Source organism: Rhodococcus sp. PvR044, assembly GCF_040548995.1.
Taxonomy (GTDB): domain Bacteria; phylum Actinomycetota; class Actinomycetes; order Mycobacteriales; family Mycobacteriaceae; genus Rhodococcus_G; species Rhodococcus_G oryzae.
On record NZ_JBEPSX010000001.1, the window covers coordinates 643697 to 662173 of the forward strand.

Genomic DNA, 18477 nt, shown 5'->3' on the forward strand with positions numbered 1-18477 from the left:
CGTAGCGTCGAGGACATGAATGCACCCACCATCACACGAACCGCCGCGGTCCGCGCCGTCGGCCTGAGCAAGAGCTACGGCGAGGGCGAGGCGGCCGTGCGCGCCCTCGACGGTGTGCACACCGAGTTCCTGGGCGCGGCCTTCACCGCGATCATGGGACCGTCGGGGTCGGGCAAGTCCACCCTGATGCACTGCCTGGCCGGGCTCGACACGGCGACGTCCGGGCTGGTGTACCTCGGGGACACCGAGCTGACCGGGCTGAGCGACCGGGAGCTGACCGAATTGCGTCGGCACCGAATCGGATTCGTGTTCCAGGCCTTCAACCTCCTGCCGGTGCTCACCGCGGAGGAGAACATGCTGCTGCCCATGCGACTGGGCGGAGTGGACCCAGATCCGGAGTGGATGGCGGAGGTCGTCGGAAGACTGGGTCTCACCGAGCGACTCGGACACCTGCCGCACGAGCTGTCCGGCGGCCAGCAGCAGCGCGTCGCGGTCGCCCGGGCCCTGCTGCCCAGGCCCGACGTCATCTTCGCGGACGAGCCGACGGGAAACCTCGATTCACGCTCGGGCACCGAGGTTCTCGAGCTGCTCCGTTCCAGCGTCCGAGAGTTCGGGCAGACGGTCGTGATGGTCACCCACGACCCGGTGGCGGCGTCCTATTCGGACCGGGTGGTGCTGATCGCCGACGGACGGATCGCCGGTGAGATCGATCGCCCGACGACCGATTCGGTGATCGAGACGATGCGCGAACTCGGGACCCGGGCATGCTGAGGCTCACCCTCGCACAGGCGCGCGCGCACTTCGGGCGATACCTGGCCGCGATGCTCGCGGTGCTCATCGCGGTTGCCTTTGTCGTCGCGACCCTGGTGCTCAGTTCGACGGCCACCGCGGGCGTCACCAATTCCCTTGCCGGACAGTATCGGAGTACCGACTTCGTGGTCTCCGATCTCGGGGACGGCCTCCAGGCGCAGCGGGCCGCGGATGCCGTCCGGTCGGCAGCAGGGGTGCGGGCGGTGACCACCGACGTCTCCACGCCGGTGAAGGTGACGGCGGCGGGTTCGGACAAGTCGTTCGGCACGGCCACCTCGTTGGCCGCGGATGCGGGTCTGCGCTGGCAGAAACTGTCCGACGGTCGATTTCCGAGCGCGGCAGGCGAGATCGCGGTCGGCTCGAACTCGGACCTACCCATCGGGACACGAGTCTCGGTGACCGCGCTGGGCGAGAGCACCGGCCCGGAGGCGGGCGAGGCGACGGTCGTGGGCACGGTGGACCTCGACGGCACCGCGCAGCGGATGGACGGGATCTCGGTCTATGGCACCGCGGCGGACATCGAGGCATGGACCGACGGTCAGGCCGCCAGGGAGATGCGGGTGGCGGGCGGTGACCGCGAGGCCGTCGCCGCCGCGCTGCCGCCAGGCGCGACGGTGATCACAGGCGCCGAGAAGGCCGAGGACGTCTCGGCGAGCTTCCTCGGCAGCAGCGACATGCTGCGCAACGTGCTGCTCGCATTCGGTGCGCTCGCGGTGGTGGTGTCCGGCCTGGTCATCGCGAACACGTTCGCGGTGCTGTTGGCGGCGCGGACCCAGGAGCTGGCGTTGCTCCGCTGCGTCGGCGCGACGAGCGATCAGATTCGCCGCAGCGTCCGCATCGAGTCGCTGGTGGTGGGGCTGCTGGCCTCGCTCGCCGGCCTTGCGACCGGCGTGGCCCTGGCTGCGGGCGTGACCGAAGTCGCAGGCGCGCTTGATGTTCCCATCCCGCTGGACAACCTCTCCGTCTCGCCCGGTGCGCTCGCGGTCGGTCTGCTGGTCGGGGTCGTCGTCACGTACCTGGCGGCGGTCGCGCCCGCGCGGGCTGCCACCACCGTGTCGCCGCTCGCCGCCCTGACCCCGGCCGAGGCGAAGCCCGAACCCGTCACGGCGTCGCGGGTGCGACGGCTCGTCGGTGTGGTGGGCCTGATCGGTGGCGTCGCGGTGCTGACCGCCGGTGTGCTGGGCAAGCAGGTACTGGTGGCGGCGGGGGGTGCGCTGGTCTGTTTCGTGGCGGTGATCCTGTTGTGCCGGTACATCATCCCGCCCGCGGTTGCGGCGTTCGGTAGGGGGCTGGGACGTGTGTCGGGTCCGTTGGGGGAGCTGGCGGCAGGCAACGCGGGCCGCAATCCCCGCCGCACCACGGCAACGGCAACGGCATTGCTGATCGGCGTCACCGTGACCGCGACGATGATCGTCGGGATCGCGACCGTCAAGGCCAGCGCCCCGGGCGCGCTGGACGAGCAGTTCCCCGTCGATGTCTCGGTGGACGGTGCCGCTGGCTCCGCGCTGCCGGTGACGATGGGCGAGCGGATCGGCGGCGTGGACCGGGTGACCGCGGTCGCGGAGCTCTCACGCGGCGAGGTGAGCACCGCTGCGGGGAAGGAGCTGACCGTGACCGGGGTGGATCCGGCGCAGGCAGCCGCGGTGTTGCGGGTGCCGATCACGCTGCCGAGGTCCGGCCAGATCGTGATTCCGCCGGAGCTCCTCCAGGAGCTCAGCGCGCGCGCAGGCGAGCCGATCGACGTCCGGGGCGCGGGCACCACCCGGAGCCTGACTGTTGTGGAAGGCACGGAGGGTCCGCCGCCGCTCATGGTCCGTGAGGACCTGGCCGCGGTGACGGCGAACCCGGCCGCGGATTCGTTGTGGATCCGGATCGCGGATGGCCTGACCGACGACGAGATCGCGACCGCGCAACGTGAGGTCACCGCGCTGGCCACCGACATCGTTCCCACCGCGGAGATCGGCGGGGCGGTGTCCATGCGAGCGGCACTGAACTCGGTCCTGGACACCATGTTGATGATCGTGGTGGGACTGCTGTCGGTGGCGATCCTGATCGCGGTCATCGGGGTGGGCAACACGATGGCGCTGTCGGTGATCGAACGTCGGCGGGAGAGCGGTCTGCTGCGGTCGATCGGTGTCACCCGGGCCGGGCTGCGAACCCTGCTGATCTACGAGGCGGTCCTGGTGTCGGTGGTCGCGTCGGTGCTCGGAGTGGTGCTCGGGCTGGCCTTCGGGCTGGCGGGTACGGCCTCGGTGTTCGGTGTCGACGATCTGGTGCTGCCCTCGCTGCCGTGGCCGGAGTTGGTGGCGACGGTGTTGGTCGGCGGGATCGCCGGGGTGATCGCGGCGCTGCTGCCGGCGAGGAGCGCCGCGAAGGTGACGCCCGTCGAGGCCATGGCGGCCTAATCTGGAGGGGTGCCTGCGGGACCGAGTTCGCTGCGACGCGAGGCCCGGGCCGGTCGACTCCGACTGGCCCGGGCCTCGCGGGGCAGCGCGGGGTCGATGGTGGCGACAGTGGCGGCGCTGGCGTACGCGGCGGCGCTGCGTGCCAGGATCGCCTTCGACGAGGAGTTCGCCCTTTTCGTCTGTGCCGGGATGCGGTTCGGCTTCGCGCGGGGAGGAACCACGATCGGTGGGGCCTACCTGACCGGGCGAAACACCGGCGCCGCGACCCTGCGTCACGAGGCGGTCCATGCCGAGCAGTGGGCCCGGTACGGTCTCGGATTCGTTGTCCGCTACCTCATCGAAGAGGTTCGGCATCCGATGCACCGCAACCGATTCGAGATCGAGGCCGGACTGGTCGACGGCGGATACGTCGGGAGAGTGGCATGAAGGTGACGTCGGTTGGCTGGCCACCTACCGGACCCCGGTCAAAGCCGCGCACCCGCGCGGGAACCCGCACACGAACTTCTCGTACTGGGCGCCCGGCAACAATTCGGTGGCGGTCGACACGGTCGCGGAATGGGTCGACGACGGCGACACCAGGCGCCGGGTGTGGGACCTCTATCGCCGGACCAGCCCGCGTGGGGCGGGATACGACCTGGGCAACTTCTGGCGGTCGCCCGACGATCCCGAACTACACGTCCTGCGCCTTGATCCCTGGCGAATCCAGGTGATTCGGGGAGGGGATCTGCGCAGCCGGATCTGGACCGTCGATCACGCAGGCGATCGGGTCAGCGTCGGATCGTGATCTTCTCGGTGCCCATCCGCCTGGTCATCGCGTCGTCGGAGGGGCGCGCGACCTGCACCAGCGAGGCGCCGGCCGCCAGCACCGCGAGCAGGCCGTCGATCAGTTCGGTCGTGGTGCCCCACTCTGAGCTCGAGAGCACGCGATCCGCGCGGCCGATGGACTGGGCCGCGGCGGAGTCCGTTGCCGCGGTGAGCACCTCGGCGATCGACATGCCGTCGAGAGCCGACGACGCTCCGGAATCCGGCCGGAACTGGTCGCCGTGCACGCGAACCGAGGTGGCGTAGTCGGTGACGCCGATCGGGAGCCCCTCGGCGGGGCGACCGAACGCGTCGAGCGAGAGCACCGCGACCTCGGGCACGTCCTCGACCTCGGCCAGCCGGTCTGCCGCGACCAGCGCGAGCTCCGCGTCGTCCGCGGGCGCCAGCAGCACCTCGGCGCCGGCCCACCAGCAGCCGAGCAGCACGGCGGCGCTCTGCCAGTGCGCGGGGAGCAGCACACAGATCCGGGCGCCCGGCAGCAGGCCGAACTCGTCGCGAATCAGGTTGGCGGTCTTGGCGGCCCAGTTGGCGAGGGTGAGCGCGGACAGTTCGATCCGCTCGCCGCTGACATCGTCGTAGTAGGTGATGCGCGGGCCGGCCGGATCCTGCTGCAGGATCGGATCGAGAAATGCCGCGCTCAGGTTGGTCACGGATGTGTTCGGGTCGGGCACTTCCGCCGCCGTTCTCGCTAGTTGACGCACCGCGGGCCCTTGTTCCCGGCGTCGATCGCCGGGCCAGGGGGCGCGGGGGTGGGGCTGGTGCCCATGTCGACGATATCCGAGGTCGGCTCCGAGGTGGAGTCGGAGCCGGAACCGGGGCCGGTGTAATCGGCCGCGATCAGGACCTTCACCGTGCCCGCGGACAGCGAGCTGTCGCCGACGATCGTCAGGCCGCCGAGCGCGGCCGCGACGGCCTTCGCCGCGTCGGAATCGGGGTCGGCCGCGAGGACGCGGCTCGTGCTCACCGTGGTGCCGGTGTTGTTCCCGACCTCACCCTGCACGTAGCCCTGCTCGGTCAGTGCCTCGGACACCCGGGACGCGAGCCCGCCGATCCCGCTGTCGTTGGACACGTCGACGGTGACCTTCGAGGTGTCGATGGACGGCGCCTCGCCGGTGCCGGTGGCCTCGCTGCCGCTGTCGTGCTCGCCCACCAGGCCGGCAACGAACGTGCGGACGGCCTTCGGGTCCACCTGCACGATCGACTCGCCGTAGTCGGTCATCGCGTTGAGGTCGACGACCGGGATGGTCTGGAACTTGACCTCGCCGCCCGCGAGGCCCTGCAGTTGCTTCGCGAAATCGATGATGTCCCAGTCGTCGTCGAGCACGACCGAACGCTGCACCGCGGAGCTCAGCTGCGCGAGCTTGCCGGGATTGCTCAGCGTCTTGGCGCTGATGACCTCGTGCACCAGCGACGCCATGAACACCTGCTGGCGGACGATCCGGTCGAGGTCGCCGCGCGGGAGGTCGTGTCGCTGCCGGACGAAGGACAATGCGTTGGACCCGCTGAGGGTCTGTTCGCCCGCTGGGAACTTCGCACCGGACATCCACTCGTCGACCGGGTTGTTCAGGCACACATCGACACCGCCGACGGCGTCGGTGAGCAGGACGAATCCCAGCAGCCCGACCTCCGCGTAGTGGTCGACGGTGATGCCGGTGAGGTTCGCTACCGACTTGATCAGGGCCTCACGGCCGGCTTGGGTCGATGCCTTGTCGGCCTCGTCCTCGGACTCGCCCTCGTCGAGCAACCGCTGCTGCTCGGTGGCCCGGGTGGCCCCGAAGGCGGCGTTGATCTTCGAATGGCCGATGCCGGGGACCTCGACATACGAATCGCGTGGGATCGAGACGGCCGTCGCAGAGCCGCCGTCGGTGGGGACCCGGATGAGCACGATGGTGTCGGTGTTGTCTGCCTCCGCCTCGCCTGCCCTGAGCGAGGCCAGTTCGTCGGCGGAGAGCGGATTGCCGTGCGCGTCGGTGCGACTGTCGGTGCCGACCATGAGGATGTCGACCGCGCCGTCCTTGCCGCCGTCGCCCAGCTCGAGTCGCGCGGTTGCGAGGTTCGACGTGAGGGCATCGACGCTGCGCCACGCGAATCCGGTGATGAGGAGGACGAGGACCGACGCGGCCGCGACGGCTATCTGGCCCCGACCGAAGGCGGTACGCCTCGCCGTCGGAGCTCCCTCGTTGTCCGGCACCTGATGCCCCCTAACTCTGCATGTGGTTCACCCCGACCGGGGTCCAGGCTACTGGTGGGGACGCGTGGTTCCGGTGTCCGCGGACCGGCGTGCCAGACTTTCCTGTGTGAGAAAGATCCTTGTGACCGGGGCCGGTGGCCAGCTCGGCACGCAGTTGCTGCGTCGCGGTTCCGCGGCCGGTCTCGACATCGTCGGATTCGGGTCAAGAGACCTGGACATCACCGATGGTGAGGCGGTCGACAGGCTCGTCGAGCCCGGCACCGTCGTCATCAACTGCGCTGCATACACCGCCGTCGATGCGGCCGAATCCGACGAGCAGGCCGCCGAGCGGGTGAATGTGCTCGGCCCACGGAATCTGGCGTCGGCGACCGCGCGTGTCGGCGCCCGACTGATCCATGTGTCGACGGACTACGTGTTCGCGGGCGACGCGGCCAGCCCATATGAGACCGACTCGGAGACCGGGCCGCGGACCGCCTACGGGCGGACGAAGCTCGACGGCGAGCGCGCGGTGCTCGCCGCCGACCCGAACGCCCTCGTGGTGCGGACCGCGTGGGTCTACACCGGTGTGGGCGCGGACTTCGTGGCCACGATGCTGCGCCTGGAACGCGAGCGCGACACGGTCGACGTGGTCGACGACCAGATCGGGTCGCCGACCTATGCGGGTGACCTGGCCGACGGCCTGCTGCAGCTGGCCGGTTCGCCTGAGGTGCCGGGCGGGGTGCTGCACGCGACGAACGCCGGCCAGGCGAGCTGGTTCGACCTCGCCAGGGCGGTGTTCGCCGGTGTCGGTGCGGATCGGGAGAGGGTCCGCCCCTGCACCAGTGCCCAGTTCGTGCGGCCAGCGCCGCGGCCGGCGTACTCGGTGCTGTCGGAGGCATCCTGGGTGGACGCCGGCCTGACCCCGTTGCGGCCGTGGCAGGAGGCGCTGACGGCGGCCCTGGCGCAGTTGCCGCCGGCCAGCGACTAGGGTTGCCGGCGTGAGTTCGCAGCTGGCCGTGGTGACGGTGACCTATTCGCCGGGCAAGCACCTTCAGAGTTTCCTCGACACCCTCGAGGAAGCCACGACGTTGGAGACCCAGGTCGTCATGGCCGACAACGGGTCGACAGACGGTGCTCCCGAGGCGGCCCTCGAACAGAATTCCAACGTGCGCCTGCTGCGCACGGGCGGGAACATCGGCTACGGCGGTGCCATCAACCGCGCGGTGGCCGAGCTGGACCCCGATGTGGAGTTCGTGGTGATCGCGAATCCCGATCTCCGCTGGGGCGCCGGCTCCCTCGACGTGCTGCTCGACGCGGCTCAGCGCTGGCCCCGCGCGGGCGCACTCGGTCCGATGGTGCTGGAACCCGACGGCAGCGTCTACCCGTCGGCGCGCCAGGTTCCCGGGCTCGTCTCGGGCGCAGGCCACGCCCTCCTCGGCACCGTCTGGCCGTCCAATCCGTGGACCCAGCGGTACCGCCAGGAGAACGAGCAGGTGTCCGAGCGCCCTGTGGGGTGGCTCTCCGGGTCCTGCCTGCTGGTGCGTCGCGCCGCATTCGACTCGATCAACGGGTTCGACTCCCGGTACTTCATGTACATGGAGGACGTCGACTTCGGCGATCGACTCGGCCGCGCGGGCTGGCACAACGTGTTCGTGCCCTCGGCCGAGGTGACCCACGCCAAGGGACATGCGGCAGGGCGCCATCCCGAGTTGATGCTGCCGGCACATCACCAGAGCGCCTACCGCTTCCAGGCCGATCGGCATCCGCATTGGTGGCAGGCGCCGCTTCGGTGGGCGCTACGCGGCGGTCTCGCGGTGCGGTCGAAGGTGGCCGTCGCGGCCGCGGTACGGAACAGGGCGAAGAACGAGGGGACTGCAGACGATGGTGAATGACCAAGTGACGAGCGAACCGAACGTGGACGCGGTGGTTCTCGTCGGCGGTAAGGGCACCAGGCTGCGGCCGCTGACGCTCTCCGCGCCGAAGCCCATGCTGCCGACGGCGGGCCTGCCCTTCCTGCAGCACCTGCTGGCGCGCATCGGCGCGGCCGGGATCAAACACGTAGTGCTCGGCACCTCGTTCAAGGCCGAGGTCTTCGAGGACTACTTCGGCGACGGGTCGTCGATGGGTCTGGAGATCGACTATGTCACCGAGACCGAGCCGCTCGGCACCGGTGGCGGCATCAGGAACGTGCTGCCCAAGCTCAGGGCCGACAACGTGATCGTCTTCAACGGCGACGTGCTCGGCGGCACCGACCTTCGGGCCGTGCTGGATACGCACCGCACCACAGAGGCGGACGTGACGATGCACCTGGTCCGGGTGGGGGATCCGCGGGCCTTCGGATGCGTGCCGACCGACGGCGACGGCCGCGTCACGGACTTCCTCGAGAAGACCCAGGATCCGCCGACCGACCAGATCAACGCCGGTTGCTACGTCTTCAGGCGCGAGATCATCGAGAAGATCCCGGCCGGGCGTCCGGTCTCGGTGGAGCGTGAGGTGTTCCCCGGGCTGTTGGCCGAGGGGCGACGCGTCTTCGGGCATGTCGACGCGGCGTACTGGCGCGACATGGGCACGCCGGAGGACTTCGTCCGCGGGTCCGCTGATCTGGTGCGCGGCATCGCGCCCTCACCCGCGCTCGAGGGCCCGCGGGGAGAGTCGCTGGTGCACCCGGGCGCGGGCATCGCGCCCGGCGCGGTGCTGATCGGCGGCACGGTGGTCGGACGCGGCGCCGAGATCGGCGCGGGCGCACGGCTCGACGGTGCGGTCGTCTTCGACGGCGCGGTCATCGAAGCGGGCGCGACGGTGGAACGGTCGATCGTCGGATTCGGCGCGCGGATCGGGCCCCGGGCGCTGGTGCGCGATGCGGTGATCGGCGACGGCGCTGACGTCGGCGCCCGCTGCGAACTGCTCCGCGGTGCGCGGGTCTGGCCGGGCGTTGCCCTGCCCGACGGCGGGGTCCGGTTCTCCACCGACGTGTAACCCGTGCAGGTGTGACCTGGCCCATTCTGGCAAAATCTATGCGATGAATTCGCCGGAACCTGTCTTCAATCGTTACGTCGCCCTCGGGGATTCGTTCACGGAGGGGCTCGGCGATCACGACCCGGCGCGGCCGAACGGGCTGCGGGGCTGGGCGGATCGCGTCGCCGAGCAGCTCGCGGGCAAGAGCGAGGACTTCCGGTACGCCAACCTCGCGGTCCGCGGAAAGCTGCTGGGGCAGATCATCGACGACCAGGTCGATCAGGCGCTCGCCCTTGGGCCGGATCTGGTCACGATCTACGGCGGCGGGAACGACCTGATGCGTCCGTCGGTGGACATCGACGCGATGGTGGACCGCTACGACGAGGCGATCGGCAAGCTCACCGCGAGCGGGGCGACGGTGGCGTTGTGGACGGCATACGACGCGGGGTGGTCGGCCGTGTTCGGCAAGATCCGCGGGCGCATCGCGATCTACAACGAACTGGTCCGCGAGGTCGCGGACCGGCACGGTGCGGTGGTTGTCGATTTCTGGCGGTTCGACGGCTATGACGACGAACGGATGTGGGACTGGGACCGCCTGCACATGTCGACTGCAGGGCATCAGCGGATGGCGGTCGAGACCCTCGATGCGCTCGGTGTCAGCCACGAGCTCGAGGGCCCCGATCTCGGGCCGGCGCCGGTGCTGAGCAAGGCCGAGCGGCGTCGGGTGAACTACATCTGGACCAAGGACTTCGTCGGTCCGTGGATCGGGCGCCGACTGACCGGAAAGTCCTCGGGCGACACCGTGGCGGCGAGACGTCCTGTGTTGGAATCGATCTCTGCGGAGGGCTGAGTGCGCCGCGAAGGCGCTCTGAGCGACCGGGTCGTTCGTTGTCGGATCGGTGTCGGTGGCCGAGCGTAGACTCGTACACATGTTCGATACCGGGGGGTTTCGGGGTGGTGCCGCAGGGGAGGGCGCCCGCGCGGACGAACGCCCGGTGGATTTCGAGGACGGTGCCGCGGCGCTGTCGGCGTTGCGGGAGTACGGGCGGGCGGAGAACATCGCGGCGGCTCACAAGGTGTTGACGGCGGCGGCGTTTGCGCGGCGGCAGTTCGCATCCGAGGTGGATTTGTTCGGGGAGGAGTTCGCCTACCGTGCCGGCCGGTCGGCGGAGATGGAGACCTCGCTGGCGTTGGGTGTGAGTGCGTTCACCGCGGAACGGTATGTGGCGGTGGGTAATGCGCTGGATCTGCGGTTGCCGTTGATTCGTGCGGTGTTCGTGTCGGGTCGGGTGGACTTTCCGCGGGTGTTCGCGCTCGTCGACGCGACCGCGGAGATCTCCGACGCCACGCTCGTCCTGATGGAACCTCATTTGGCGGACGCGGCGCTGTATTTGACGCCGAAGAAGTTGGTGGCGGAGGTGATGCGGGAGTTAATTCGCATCAGCCCGGCCGAGGCAGAGGAGTTGCGCAAGCGTCGGGAGCGTCACTCTCGTCGGGTGTCGGTGACTGCGGATCTGCACGGCATGGCGCAGGCGTATGCCACCCTCACCGCCGCCGAAGGCCGCGCCCTCGACTCGTTGATCTGCGAGATGGCGGGCACGGTCTGCCGGGAGGATCCGCGGACGGTCGACAATCTGCGCACGGATGCGTTCATGGCGTTGGTGCACGGCGAGATCTATCTGCACTGCCAGTGTGCGCGCGACGACTGCCCGACCGCACACCTACCCCGACCTGAACGGCCGAAACCAGAAGTCCACATCCACATCGACCTGGAGAGTCTGCTGCGGCTGGCCGATCATCCCGGGCATCTGGAGGGACACGGACCGATCGATCCGGAGCTTGCTCGACTCCTCGCCGGTGACGCGACATGGCAGGCGGTGATCACCGATGCTCGGCGCATCGAGGCGGAGCGAAACGCCACTGTCGGCGATGAAGGCGAGTCTGGCCGTGATGGTGACTGCACCACCGACACCGAGTTTGAGGCGCCAGAAGCGATCTGCGAAGTAGGTGAACCGCCAGGTGACCCGCAGGGTGACCAAGTGCCACAGGAAACAAAGGGTGGCAACGGTTCAGGGGACACCTCTGCTTCCACCCGGGTACCCGGTATCCCGTCCCGCTATCGGCTGCGGCGGAGACCCTCTGGGCAGCTTCCTCCACGGCACAGCCCGCCGAATCCATCCCCGGACAAGAATTCTCGTGGTCCCCGGATCACCGACATACTCGACGCAATCACCGCGAACCCGGCCCTGCTCGACGGCCAACATCCGGACGGGCACGGCGGACACGACCATCCACCCCGCGGCGCCCTGACCTACCGACCCAGCAACGCCGTCCGTGCCGCGGTCTTCGACAAGTACGACACCTGCACCTTCCCCGGCTGCACCGTCAAGGCCCGCGACTGCCAGTTCGACCACATCGTCGAATTCGACCCCGACAACCCCCACGCCGGCGGCTGGACCGTGGAGAGCAACGGCGAACCCGCGTGCATCTGGCACCACCAGGCCAAGACCGACCGCCTCTTCCGCGTCGTCCGCCTCGAGGGCGATGTCATCGTCTGGATCGGCCAACACGGCGCAATCGGGGTCACGCTGCCGCTGCCGGTCGACCAGCGACCCAGCAACCGGCCAAGAAGGCCCGAACCTCGACCGGTTGCGAAGCCGACGCCCGCACCGGCGCCACTCGAACCACCCGACCTCGGGATCTACGAACCGACCTGGTGGGAAACACACATGCAGCCCACCGATCTACCCCCGACGCTCCCAGAGCTCGCGACCATCACCGACCCCGGCCACCTCGCGCGGTGCGCAGAACTCCGCGCCCACTTCGCAGAACACCAGGCAGTACTGGGCGAACGCTTTCGTCATCAGCCGCCGCCCTATTGACAGTGCCCATGGGTCCGCGTGAACTACGCCCTACCGATCCCGGCACGGCTTCCCGAGTTCGCCATCAACCTCGACATATGCCCGTGCCTGGAGGACGCTATTCCGGACTACCTCATCGACGGATAGTCCTTGTTCAGCAGCGAAGGAACGCATATCGCCATCCATCTCTGCGAATGTGGTCCCGGGGTTGAAGCACACCAACTCGTGGATCGCCTCCTCGTATGAGGACGGAGCCGATGGTCCTGGGGGCTCGGCCCCACAGCTGGCAAGAACCATCGGGTATGGCCAGGGCGCAGACCAGTCTCTTCACGGGAGCTCCTTGGGTACAGCCGGTTCTGATGTCGATCCACCTCCCGTGTGACCGCGGTCAACGCGAGCGCAGCCGGGCCAACTGCACCAGGTGATCGATGGTCTCCCGCTCGGCGGTCTCCGGCAGTGCATCGACCGGCCACCATCGCAGATCGGTCGATTCGTCGCTGACGACGATCGGTGCATCGTTCTCCGCCCAGACGAGGAACCGCAGATCGAGATGCCGCGTCGGCTGGCCCAGCGAGCAGGTGATCGGGTGCGTGTGCGCGGAGAGCAGGATCGGGTCGATCCGCAGGCCCTCGATGCCGGACTCTTCGGTGGCCTCCCGCAGTGCCGCGCCCACGACCGTCTCGTCAGCTGCCTCGCAGTGGCCGCCGAGCTGGATCCAGCGACCGACCCTCGGATGCAGGGTCAGCAGCACCTGCTGCCCGTCCTCGCTCAGGACCAGGGACGACGCGGTGATGTGGCCGGGGGCGTGCTCACGCAGGCAGCCCAGCGGTGCGGAGTCGAGGAACGCGAGCATGGTGTGCCGCAACGACTCGTCGGCAGCGTTCGGCGTCTGCCAGCCCAGCAACGCCTCGCGCGCCGAACGGTGCAGGGACTGTGCACTCACATTTCCACCAGCAGGTCTCCGGGCTCGCTCGTCACGCGAGGCGCGAGGGGCTCGAGAGGATGCCCGACGGCAATGGCGCCGAGCGCCTGCCAATCCGCGCGCAAGCCGAGTTCGGCCCGCACGAGGTCCGCCGCGAAGATGGTCGAACCGATCCAGCAGCTACCGATTCCCTTGGTGGCCAACGACACCAGCAGCCCCTGCACGGCGGCGCCCGCGGCGACGGTGAACATCGTCTGTTCGGCCCTGGTCCTGGCCTCGTCGGGGTAGCGGTGCGCGCCCTCGGGCACGCAGAAGGGGATCACCAGCTCCGGCGCCTCGAACAGGATGTTTCCGCGGTCGAGTCGCGCGGTGATCTTCTCCAGGCTCAGCCCGTCCGCGGTGAGATCCGAGCGCCACTGCTCCCGCATCGCGTTCAGCAGGCGCCTGCGGGTCGCGGCCGTGCGGATCCACACGAAGCGCACCGGGCGGGTGTGGTGCGGTGCCGGTGCCGTCAGGGCATCCGCGATCGCCTCCCGAAGGGACTGCGGATCAATCGATTCGGTGGAGAACTCACGCACCGAGCGGCGCAGCAGAAGGGCTTCGTGGCGGCCGCGCTCCACTGCCTCGTTGGAGCCGAGCCAGAACAGGTCTTCCTCGCCCGGCCGCACCAGGTCCCGCGCCACCGAACCGTCGTCCGCGAACTCGAACCCGCGGACCACGGCGATCGGTACGCTCCCGACTTTGCCCTTCACCAGATCGCCCGCCGCCGCGAGCTCGTCCGCGACCGCCACCTCCGTCACATAGAGCTCGTTGCCCTGGGCATCGACCGATCCCGCGTAGCCGTGCAGCACCGGTAGTCCGGATGCGCCGATCGCGGCGTCCGTCTGGCCGACCCGCCACGCCCGTCCCATGGTGTCGGTGATGACCACGGCGACGCTCACGCCCAGCAGTTCGGCCAGCCGTTCACGCAACTGCCGAGCGCTCGCGTCGGGGTCTTCCGGCAGTAGGGCCAGCTCCGCCGGGTCCACATTCGATCCGTCGATGCCGGACGCCGCCTGGATGATGCCCAGCCTGTTCTCGGTGATCAGGGTGCGGCCCCTGCGAGCCACGACCCGGACCGCTTCCTGGTGCACCAGGCGTCGGCGAACGGCATCGCGTTCGTCGGGATCGGTGGGGGAGGCCACGATTCGGCCCTCGACCTTCGAGACGACCTTGCTCGTGACGACCAGCACGTCGCCGTCCACCAGCCAGGGCGCCTGAGCCGCGATCGCAGCGGCCAGGTCATCGCCCGGCCGGAACTCGGGAAGTCCTGGCACGGGGAGGATCTCGATGGAACCGCGTGCACCGTGATCGCCGTTCACACCGTGACCCCGGCCAAGCGCAGCGCGGCCCGTGCCATCTCCGCCGTCGTCTCCGGGTCGGTCATCAGCAGCGGGACCGCCTCGACCTGGACTCCGGGAACCTGTGCGGTGTCGGTCTCGTGGACGAGCCAGCCGTCCAGGATCCCGGTGTCCGAGCGGGCGCCGTAGTAGCGTCCGATCGCCTCGGCGGTGGTCTCCACGCCGATCACCTCCAGGCATTCGTCGGCCATGCCGCGCAACGGCTTTCCGTCGATGACGGGCGACAGGCCCACGACCTTTGCCTTGCCGGTTCGCAGCGCGCCCCGGATCCCGGGTACCGCGAGAATGGCGCCGACGCTGACCACCGGGTTGGAGGGTGCCAGGAGCACCACGTCCGCGTTCTCGATCGCATCGATGACCCCGGGTGCAGGCGTGGCCTTGTCGGCACCGACGTGCACGAAGCTGTGCGTCGGAACCTGGGCGCGGTGGCGGACCCACCATTCCTGGAAATGGATCGCCCGCTGCTCGTCGTCGGCCGGATCGGTGATGACCACATGGGTTTCGCTGCGGTCGTCCGTCACCGGGAGCAGCCGCACCCCGGGTTGCCAGCGATTGCACAGCGCCTCGGTGACCGCCGACAGTGGATAGCCGGTGCGCAGCATCTGGGTCCGGATGAGGTGTGTGGCGATGTCGCGGTCGCCGAGACCGAACCAATCCGGCTTCGCGCCGTAGGCGGCGAGTTCCTCTTTCGCGTTCCAGGTTTCGCCGACGTGACCCCAACCCCGCTCGGGGTCGATGCCGCCGCCGAGCGTGTACATACAGGTGTCCAGGTCCGGGCAGATGCGCAGGCCGTGCATCCAGACGTCGTCTCCGACGTTCACGACCGCGGTGATCTCGTGTGCGCCCGCGGCATCCGATTCTCCGAGCAGGCTCCGCACACCTTGCAGGAAACGGGCTCCGCCGACGCCGCCGACCAATACTGTGACTCTCACAGCTCAAGAGCCTAGGCGTCCTGCGCCGGTGCAGCCGACTTGCACCGGTCGATCGGCGACAGCCGGTGCGACACGCTGGTGACGCGCACGAATGCGTCGTCGAGGCGATTCCGCCGTGTGTGGTGGTAAGGGGAATTGCCCAACAGCTTGACCCCAGCGCTCGGTGCCGTGTCTAATCACAGGTATGTCATTCAACCTTCGCCACCCGAGATCAGTTGTGGCGAACCTTGATTCGAACGTTCGTTCGGAGTGGATGACATTGTCGGGGAACGAAAGTGACCGGAATTTTCTGCGCAATCCAAGGTGAGGAGGCGGAACGATGCCCAACCAGTACGAGGGATCACGACTTCTGAGCGCGCTTGATTACGAACCGCAGACCGATTTCACAGCGAACGCAGTGGAGGGTGTTGGCGAACTTTTGGGGGAGAGGGAGCCGGTACGGCCTCAGCTGAGCCTGGTCACCGGATTTGATGAGATGTTCGAGAACATCGAAGATCAGTGGCAGGAGCGCGCCCTGTGCGCTCAGACCGATCCCGAGGCATTCTTCCCCGAGAAGGGTGGCTCGACCCGCGAGGCAAAGCGAATCTGCCTCGGTTGCGAGGTTCGCGACGAGTGCCTCGAGTACGCGCTCTCCAATGACGAGCGATTCGGAATCTGGGGGGGACTCTCGGAGCGCGAGCGTCGTCGGCTCAAGCGCGGAATCGTCTAGAGCCGGATCCTTTACGGATCAAGTACTTTTCAGTCCTCGGGGTCTTCACCGAGCTCCGGGTCGATCACTTCAGGGTCGACTCCGAGGTAGGTGGCGACCTGCCGGACCAACACCTCGTTCAACAGATCGACGAGATCTTCCTGACGCTTGGCGCGCAATTCGAGGGGCCGGCGGAACAGGACCAGTCGCGCTCTCGTGGCGGCGCCGTGCCGGTCAACGCCTGCCGGTACCAGTCGCGAGAGCGGCACCGGTCCCTCCGCCACCACCTCCGGCGGCCAGGTGACCGAATCGGGGTCGAGCGCGCGGATCTTCGGCACCTCGTCGACGGCGATGTCGAGCTTGGTGATCCGATCGTGCCAGCGGGCGTCGATCGGGGCGAACGCCTCCAGGACCAGCATGTCGAACTTCTCCGCCCGGCTGCGCCATGCGGGCACACTCGCCGGGAGCACCGGTCCGCGGATACCGCGTCCCCGTCGAGCGGCCGATCGGGAGGTCAACGGTCGTCCGTGTCGGGCTCTGCGCATGAAGGTCAATCCTACCGACACCCATCGGCTTCCGGTGTGTCCGAGTAGGAGCCTGCGGGTCTGCCAGCTACCCTCATCAGCGTGAGAGCACTGCGTCGATGCTGCCGGCCTGGGTGTAAGAACCCCGCCGTTGCGACGCTGACGTATGTCTATTCGGACTCGACGGCAGTGGTCGGTCCGCTCGCCACCGTCGACGAGCCCCATTCCTGGGATCTGTGCGAGACGCATGCTTCCCGGATCACCGCGCCGAAGGGCTGGGAGTTGGTCCGCTACGAGGGCGGTTTCTCCACCACCACCCCGGACGAGGACGACCTCACGGCACTCGCCGAGGCCGTCCGCGAGGCGGGTATGCCCGAGCGTGCATCCGTCGATTCCGTGGCGTCGGGTTCGGTGGAAACGGCACACGCGCCTGCCCCGGCCCCGCGCACCGGTCGTCGCGGCCATCTGCGGGTTCTGCCCGATCCCACGAACTGACCCGCGCGGCACCTGGCACTAGGCTGGCGGTGCACCGATCAAGACCGTCCCCGAACGCAGGAGTTATCGCAGTGGCACGTCCCGCCGAATCCGTCCATGCCGTCATCAAGGCATACGACGTCCGCGGAGTGGTGGGCGAACAGATCGATGTCGACTTCGTGCGTGATGTCGGTGGCGCGTTTGCCCGCCTGGTCCGCGCCGGCGCCGACCGCGTGGCCATCGGCTACGACATGCGGGAGTCGTCGCCGGAGCTCGCGAACGCGTTCGCCGACGGAGTGACGGCCCAGGGGCTCGACGTCGTCCTCATCGGCCTCGCCTCCACCGATCAGCTGTACTTCGCGTCGGGGTTGCTCGATTGTCCGGGTGCCATGTTCACCGCGAGCCACAACCCCGCGAAGTACAACGGGATCAAGCTGTGCCGTGCGGGCGCCAAGCCGGTCGGACAGGACACAGGGCTGGCGACGATCTCGGCCGAGGTCATCGAGGGCGTGCCCGGCTACGACGGTGAGGCGGGCTCGGTCAGCGAGCAGGATGTGCTCGCCGAGTACGCCGACTTCGTCCGAGGCCTCGTCGACCTGTCGTCGATGAAGCCGATGTCGGTCGCGGTGGACGCGGGTAACGGCATGGGCGGGCACACGGTCCCGGCCGTGTTCGAACCGCTGCCGCTGAGCGTGGATCCGATGTACTTCGAGCTCGACGGGAACTTCCCGAACCACGAGGCCAACCCGCTCGACCCCAAGAACCTGGTCGACCTGCAGGAGCGGATCCGGCAGACCGGCGCGGACATCGGCCTCGCCTTCGACGGCGACGCGGACCGTTGCTTCGTCGTCGACGAGCTCGGCAACCCGGTGTCCCCGTCCGCGGTGACGGCACTGGTCGCGGAGCGGGAGCTCGCCAAGGAGCCCGGCGCCACGATCATCCACAACCTCATCACCTCCAGGGCGGTGCCCGAGTTGGTGACCGAGCTCGGCGGCACTCCGGTGCGGACCAGGGTCGGGCACTCCTTCATCAAGCAGCAGATGGCGGAGACTGGCGCGATCTTCGGCGGCGAGCACTCGGCGCACTACTACTTCCGCGACTTCTGGGGCGCCGACTCCGGCATGCTCGCCGCGCTGCACGTACTCGCGGCGCTCGGCGAGCAGGACCGACCGCTATCCGACCTGATGAAGAGCTACGAGCGCTACGAGGCCTCGGGCGAGATCAACTCGACGGTCGCCGACGCCGCCGAACGGACCGCCGCCGTCCTCGCCGCCTTCTCGGGCCGCACGAAGTCCGTCGACCGCCTCGACGGTGTCACGGTCAATCTCGGCCAGGGCGCGTGGTTCAATCTGCGCGCCTCGAACACCGAGCCCTTGCTGCGGCTGAACGTGGAAGCACGGACGGTCGAAGAGGTCGAAGCGCTGGTGGCTGAGATACTTGGTGTCGTGCGCGCCTAGCGGACACGGGAAGAGCCGTAGAATTCTTGCCCCGGGCAGAGCGAGAGAGGAAGGACG

The 18477-nt window shown here is 68.8% G+C and carries 18 protein-coding genes; 12 read left to right on the forward strand and 6 right to left on the reverse strand.

The window, feature by feature from the left end:
- Positions 1-15 precede the first annotated feature (15 nt).
- The 4 genes from ABIC28_RS02760 to ABIC28_RS02775 all read left to right on the forward strand — a co-directional run bounded on the left by ABIC28_RS02760 (position 16) and on the right by ABIC28_RS02775 (position 3999).
- Positions 16-771: an ABC transporter ATP-binding protein gene (locus ABIC28_RS02760; protein ID WP_097210527.1), complete on the forward strand. Its 756-nt coding sequence runs from the start codon at positions 16-18 to the stop codon at positions 769-771.
- Positions 765-3215: an ABC transporter permease gene (locus ABIC28_RS02765; RefSeq protein ID WP_269588337.1), complete on the forward strand. Its 2451-nt coding sequence runs from the start codon at positions 765-767 to the stop codon at positions 3213-3215. Before ABIC28_RS02760 ends, ABIC28_RS02765 begins: the two co-directional genes overlap by 7 nt.
- Before the next feature lie 96 nt (positions 3216-3311).
- On the forward strand, positions 3312-3641 hold the full coding sequence (locus ABIC28_RS02770) for a polysaccharide deacetylase family protein (RefSeq protein WP_269588430.1): 330 nt from the start codon (positions 3312-3314) through the stop codon (positions 3639-3641).
- A gap of 106 nt (positions 3642-3747) precedes the next feature.
- Positions 3748-3999, forward strand: coding sequence for a pyridoxamine 5'-phosphate oxidase family protein (locus ABIC28_RS02775; RefSeq protein ID WP_209928834.1), 252 nt, complete (start codon positions 3748-3750; stop codon positions 3997-3999).
- Here the strand turns inward: ABIC28_RS02775 and ABIC28_RS02780 are convergent.
- Entirely contained in the window at positions 3983-4687 is a 705-nt protein-coding gene (locus ABIC28_RS02780) for a TIGR03089 family protein (protein WP_269588336.1), read from the reverse strand. The two genes, ABIC28_RS02775 and ABIC28_RS02780, sit on opposite strands and share 17 nt — an antisense overlap.
- Positions 4688-4725: 38 nt before the next feature.
- Positions 4726-6228 (reverse strand): LCP family protein, encoded by a 1503-nt coding sequence (locus tag ABIC28_RS02785; RefSeq protein WP_097210531.1) that lies wholly within the window; start codon positions 6226-6228, stop codon positions 4726-4728.
- 106 nt (positions 6229-6334) lie between these two features.
- Here ABIC28_RS02785 and rfbD point away from each other — a divergent pair, with 106 nt between their 5' ends.
- The 5 genes from rfbD to ABIC28_RS02810 all read left to right on the forward strand — a co-directional run bounded on the left by rfbD (position 6335) and on the right by ABIC28_RS02810 (position 12044).
- Entirely contained in the window at positions 6335-7195 is an 861-nt protein-coding gene (gene rfbD, locus ABIC28_RS02790) for a dTDP-4-dehydrorhamnose reductase (protein ID WP_097210532.1), read from the forward strand.
- 10 nt (positions 7196-7205) lie between these two features.
- Entirely contained in the window at positions 7206-8099 is an 894-nt protein-coding gene (locus ABIC28_RS02795) for a glycosyltransferase family 2 protein (RefSeq protein ID WP_097210669.1), read from the forward strand.
- A complete protein-coding gene (gene manB / locus ABIC28_RS02800; protein WP_269588334.1) occupies positions 8089-9183 on the forward strand; it encodes a mannose-1-phosphate guanylyltransferase in 1095 nt (364 codons plus the stop codon). The genes ABIC28_RS02795 and manB overlap by 11 nt, the downstream gene beginning before the upstream one ends.
- A gap of 43 nt (positions 9184-9226) precedes the next feature.
- The gene (locus tag ABIC28_RS02805) at positions 9227-10012 is read left to right on the forward strand and encodes an SGNH/GDSL hydrolase family protein (protein ID WP_354577414.1); all 786 of its coding nucleotides are present in this window, start codon (positions 9227-9229) and stop codon (positions 10010-10012) included.
- Between the two features lie 79 nt (positions 10013-10091).
- Positions 10092-12044 carry an HNH endonuclease signature motif containing protein gene (locus tag ABIC28_RS02810; protein ID WP_354577416.1) on the forward strand — a complete coding sequence of 651 codons (1953 nt, stop codon included), beginning with the start codon at positions 10092-10094 and terminating at the stop codon, positions 12042-12044.
- Between the two features lie 367 nt (positions 12045-12411).
- Here the strand turns inward: ABIC28_RS02810 and ABIC28_RS02815 are convergent, their stop codons facing one another.
- The 3 genes from ABIC28_RS02815 to cofD are packed head-to-tail and all read right to left on the reverse strand — an operon-like array spanning position 12412 to position 15277.
- A complete protein-coding gene (locus ABIC28_RS02815; RefSeq protein WP_354577418.1) occupies positions 12412-12966 on the reverse strand; it encodes an NUDIX hydrolase in 555 nt (184 codons plus the stop codon).
- On the reverse strand, positions 12963-14306 hold the full coding sequence (locus tag ABIC28_RS02820; RefSeq protein ID WP_354577420.1) for a coenzyme F420-0:L-glutamate ligase: 1344 nt from the start codon (positions 14304-14306) through the stop codon (positions 12963-12965). The genes ABIC28_RS02815 and ABIC28_RS02820 overlap by 4 nt, the downstream gene beginning before the upstream one ends.
- Entirely contained in the window at positions 14303-15277 is a 975-nt protein-coding gene (gene cofD / locus ABIC28_RS02825) for a 2-phospho-L-lactate transferase (RefSeq protein WP_354577422.1), read from the reverse strand. The genes ABIC28_RS02820 and cofD overlap by 4 nt, the downstream gene beginning before the upstream one ends.
- 475 nt (positions 15278-15752) lie before the next feature.
- Here cofD and ABIC28_RS02830 point away from each other — a divergent pair, with 475 nt between their 5' ends.
- Positions 15753-15986 carry a WhiB family transcriptional regulator gene (locus ABIC28_RS02830; protein ID WP_179800471.1) on the forward strand — a complete coding sequence of 78 codons (234 nt, stop codon included), beginning with the start codon at positions 15753-15755 and terminating at the stop codon, positions 15984-15986.
- A 29-nt stretch (positions 15987-16015) separates the two neighbouring features.
- On the opposite strand, the gene ABIC28_RS02835 is transcribed toward ABIC28_RS02830, so the two are convergent.
- Positions 16016-16510: a metallopeptidase family protein gene (locus ABIC28_RS02835; RefSeq protein WP_077041018.1), complete on the reverse strand. Its 495-nt coding sequence runs from the start codon at positions 16508-16510 to the stop codon at positions 16016-16018.
- 81 nt (positions 16511-16591) lie between these two features.
- On the opposite strand from ABIC28_RS02835, the gene ABIC28_RS02840 reads away from it, so the two are divergent.
- Entirely contained in the window at positions 16592-16984 is a 393-nt protein-coding gene (locus tag ABIC28_RS02840; RefSeq protein ID WP_097210545.1) for a DUF3499 domain-containing protein, read from the forward strand.
- 71 nt (positions 16985-17055) lie between these two features.
- The gene (locus ABIC28_RS02845) at positions 17056-18420 is read left to right on the forward strand and encodes a phosphomannomutase/phosphoglucomutase (protein WP_097210546.1); all 1365 of its coding nucleotides are present in this window, start codon (positions 17056-17058) and stop codon (positions 18418-18420) included.
- Positions 18421-18477 lie beyond the last annotated feature (57 nt).

Bases quoted from the DNA above. Each gene is read 5' to 3' on its own strand.
- ABIC28_RS02805 (WP_354577414.1), top strand. From the start codon at position 9,227: ATGAATTCGCCGGAACCTGTCTTCAATCGTTACGTCGCCCTCGGGGAT.
- ABIC28_RS02835 (WP_077041018.1), bottom strand. From the start codon at position 16,510: ATGCGCAGAGCCCGACACGGACGACCGTTGACCTCCCGATCGGCCGCT.
- ABIC28_RS02760 (WP_097210527.1), top strand. From the start codon at position 16: ATGAATGCACCCACCATCACACGAACCGCCGCGGTCCGCGCCGTCGGC.
- ABIC28_RS02810 (WP_354577416.1), top strand. From the start codon at position 10,092: ATGTTCGATACCGGGGGGTTTCGGGGTGGTGCCGCAGGGGAGGGCGCC.
- ABIC28_RS02765 (WP_269588337.1), top strand. From the start codon at position 765: ATGCTGAGGCTCACCCTCGCACAGGCGCGCGCGCACTTCGGGCGATAC.
- ABIC28_RS02770 (WP_269588430.1), top strand. From the start codon at position 3,312: ATGGTGGCGACAGTGGCGGCGCTGGCGTACGCGGCGGCGCTGCGTGCC.
- ABIC28_RS02830 (WP_179800471.1), top strand. From the start codon at position 15,753: ATGTTCGAGAACATCGAAGATCAGTGGCAGGAGCGCGCCCTGTGCGCT.
- manB (WP_269588334.1), top strand. From the start codon at position 8,089: ATGGTGAATGACCAAGTGACGAGCGAACCGAACGTGGACGCGGTGGTT.